2 protein-coding genes are annotated in these 3,592 nt (G+C 42.3%); one reads left to right on the top strand and one right to left on the bottom strand.

The genetic code is table 11. From position 1 onward, the window contains the following. Positions 1-135: 135 nt before the first annotated feature. On the top strand, positions 136-1,563 hold the full coding sequence (locus ACUVXA_RS18195; RefSeq protein WP_445872706.1) for an amidohydrolase family protein: 1,428 nt from the start codon (positions 136-138) through the stop codon (positions 1,561-1,563). 175 nt (positions 1,564-1,738) lie between these two features. Here ACUVXA_RS18195 and ACUVXA_RS18190 read toward each other — a convergent pair whose 3' ends face one another. After that, on the bottom strand, positions 1,739-3,262 hold the full coding sequence (locus ACUVXA_RS18190; protein WP_445872705.1) for an acyl-CoA dehydrogenase family protein: 1,524 nt from the start codon (positions 3,260-3,262) through the stop codon (positions 1,739-1,741). Positions 3,263-3,592 lie beyond the last annotated feature (330 nt).

Genomic DNA, 3,592 nt, shown 5'->3' with positions numbered 1-3,592 from the left:
CTATCTGGTCAGCCCCCTCTCGGACTGAAGCGAAAAGCTTTTTCATAGCAAATAAGTTGAGAAGATTTTTTTAGCAAAACAATTAATTTCAATTATGATCTTTAAAATCTCTATAATCAACTCGGAGAAATGAGTATGGATATAGCAGTAGTAAATACTTGGTTAATCACTTTTCAGGGAAAAAATTTAGGAATCATTGAAAACGGGGCATTAGGAGTTGAAAACGGAAAAATCTCCTACGTAGGCTCCATGGAAGGCTTTAACTATAAAAAAGCGGACATTGTGATTGACGCCACGAATCATGTGACAATGCCTGGTCTAATTAACGCTCACACCCACACTGCTCTGACACTATTGCGAGGCGGAGCACAAGATATGCCGGAAATCGAATGGATGAACAAAGGCCTACTACCGTTAGCGATGCACATGACACCGGAAGACTTCGTTTTGGGGTCAAAACTGGGAGTTCTAGAAGGATTAAAAACGGGAACAACCACTTTTGCAGAATACACTGTAAATGTGACAGATACGGTAGAAAATCTGTACCTACCACTGGGAATAAGAATTGTTGCCACAGAAATGATAAATGAGGTAGGTTACAGTAGAGCCCCCCTTAAACCCACAGATCTTTACGAATTTGATCACTCCAAGGGAGAAAACGAACTCAAACGCGCAAATGAACTATTCCGAAAATTCAGATCCCAAGAAATGGTATCTTGCATGTATGGACCCCAAGCACTAGACATGATATCTCTAGACTTGCTCAAGACCATCAAGGAACAAGCCATTGAGCAAAACGCTAAAATACACATGCATGTAGCACAGGGAGAACGAGAACGGCTCCAAATAACCGGTCGATACGGTAAGAATAAGAGCACTGTGAAGGTGCTTCACAAAAATGGAATGCTAGGATCATTTCTTTTGGCTGCTCACTGCCACGACACGGATGAAAAGGAAAGAGAGCTGATGGCAAAAGAAAAAGTGAGTATGGTGGTCTGCCCAAGTGCCATAGCTATGATTGATGGTATAGTTCCACCGGTAGGTCACTACATTGAGATAGGGGGAGACGCGGGACTGGGAACAGATCAAGCCCCAGGGCCAGGACACCACAACCTCTTCCAAGAAATGAGAACCGCTAGCATCCTGACCAAAACGCTACACCGGGATCCCACCGCACTCCCAGCATGGAAAGCCCTACAATTAGCCACAATAGGAGGAGCTAAAACACTAGGAATAGACAAAAAGGTAGGCACACTCGAGGTGGGAAAACAAGCAGACATAATAACCATCAATCTAGGATACCTGCATCTTACACCCATCGTTGCCCAACCGTTCAAAAACTTCATTCCAAACCTCGTACACTCCACAAACGGAACAGAAGTGGATAACGTAATCATAAACGGTAAAGTGATAATGCGTGAAAGCAAATTCCTAGACATTGACGAGCAAACCATAATCAAAGAAGCCAATATTCGAGCAAAAAGAATCTTCGAATCAGCCACTGAAGACTGGAAAAAAGCCAACTCAAAACTCGTAAAAGATGTTCAAAACGGATGGCTCTAATCTAGGCACATAAAACTATCTTCAAAAATCCGATTTCTAATTTATTATTTAGTTTCAGAATTAGAAAAGGAAAAGAAACCAGGAGAAAATTTGGTCAACTAGAAAATCTCTACCTTAAAAAATTAATAAAAAAAGTTGTAGAAGAAAATATTTTATTAATTACTTTGCTATAAGGCTAGAAACCGTGTTTCTCTACGTCAAACCAGTCTGGGAACCATTTGAAATGGTCCAGAGGATATGCTTTCCTTATGCCCTTATAGTTTGCCTTTGCCAATATGACATTTCCACGGCGGTCTTTGAAAGTGACTATCAGACCTTTCTCTTCCAGTTTAGCCCATAGTTCAAGAATCTTGTCCTTCGGGAGACCGGTTTCTTTCTCACAGTCATCTACAGCCATGTAGAGTCCCGGGTTGCACCTGTAGTCTTCCGCTAAAATACTAAGCATCACATCTTCGGTTATCTGCTTACCATGCCAAGGTCCCGGTCCGAGTTGTAGTGTAGGAGTTTCCAATTTTTCGTTCCATCTCAATCTATAGGGCCAATCTATATAGGCTAAAGAACCCATCCGGTAAATGACCAACTTCTGAACCTCGTTCGTGCCTGCAACAATCTGACCAATCTTGCCCTCACGAAGCAAACGTTCAGCCGGATAGAAGCGAGTCAAGCCATCGCCACCCATCAATTGGATGGCATCAAGACCAATCTCTGTGGCATAATCGGTACTCAACATTTTCGCAATACCTGATTCAATCGCCGCCATCTGACCTTGATCCATAATGTAAGCCGAGTAGAATGTTATGAGACGAGCCATCTGCTGTTTGGTTATCATATCCGCAATCTTAAACTGATTATACTGAAAATCGCCAATCTGAGATCTGAACTGAACACGCCTGTTGACGTAATAAATCACCTGCTTAATAACATCCTCTAAGGCACCTGCAGCCGCAGCGGCGCCAATCAGCCTCTCGAAATTGAGTCCTGTCATCATGATGTTCCAGCCGCCGCCTACTGGGCCGATTCTGTTGAAGTCGGGTATTCTGACGTCTTCGAAGTCTAAGTAGCTGTTAGGTAGGTTGTCGAATGCGACGAGTGGGTTTACTTTTTCTAGGTGGAATCCGGGGGTGCCTTTTTCCACTACGAAGGTTGTGATGTGCTGGTTTTTTCTTCTAACCTCGTATTCTTCGCTGGTTTTTGCATATACTAGGTATCTGTCTGCTGGTCCTGCGGTGGTTGTGAATCTTTTTTTGCCATTTATTATCCACTCGTCTCCATCTTTTTCCGCAGTGGTCATTACTGATGCGGCGTCTGAGCCGGCGAAGACCTCGGTTATGCATACTGCCCCTAGTTGGCCTTTGGCCATTTTGGTTAGCCATTCTTGTTTTTGTTCTTCGGTGCCGTTGTGCAGGATTTGGTGTAGTCCGCCAATGTAGCTGGTTACTAGAATGTGTCCGACTGCGTACATTCGGTTTAGTTGTTCGCATGCTATGCAGGCTCCGGTGCATCCGAGTCCTAGGCCTGCGTATTCTTCAGGGATTCCTGCTCCGAAGTATCCTCTCTTTTTTGCTTCTTCTACTATTTCCATGGGGAAGGTTCTTGTCCAGAACAATTCTTCTGCTCGGGGTACTCTTTCGGTGGCGAATTGTTCGATTTCTTGAGCGAATTTTTTCTGCTCTTCTGTCCACCAGGGATACATTTGCATTCTTTATTCACCTCTTTTTTATAATGTTGTACACAATATTACTTTAAGCGTTCATACAGAGATTCTAACTCCTTTTTAAGATTTTTTTAAACTTTATCCGGTTTGGCGGTATTTTTTGTTAGATTGGTGATAATTTCTTGATTTCTTTTTTAAAGGAGAGTTTAACAGGTTAAGATCTTTGGAGTCGTTTGCCTTAGACTGGAAATTGGATATTTTTGTTCCTAATTTGTTTATTTGTGTCTTTTTTGGCGTATCATTAGTTCAAAAACTTTATATTTCGTTACCCTATTTCCCTCCTAGATATTAATGTAGTATAATACACTTGTATTT

The sequence above is a fragment of the Candidatus Jordarchaeum sp. genome, from assembly GCF_052745115.1.
This window is presented reverse-complemented; position numbering and strand designations above follow the sequence as displayed.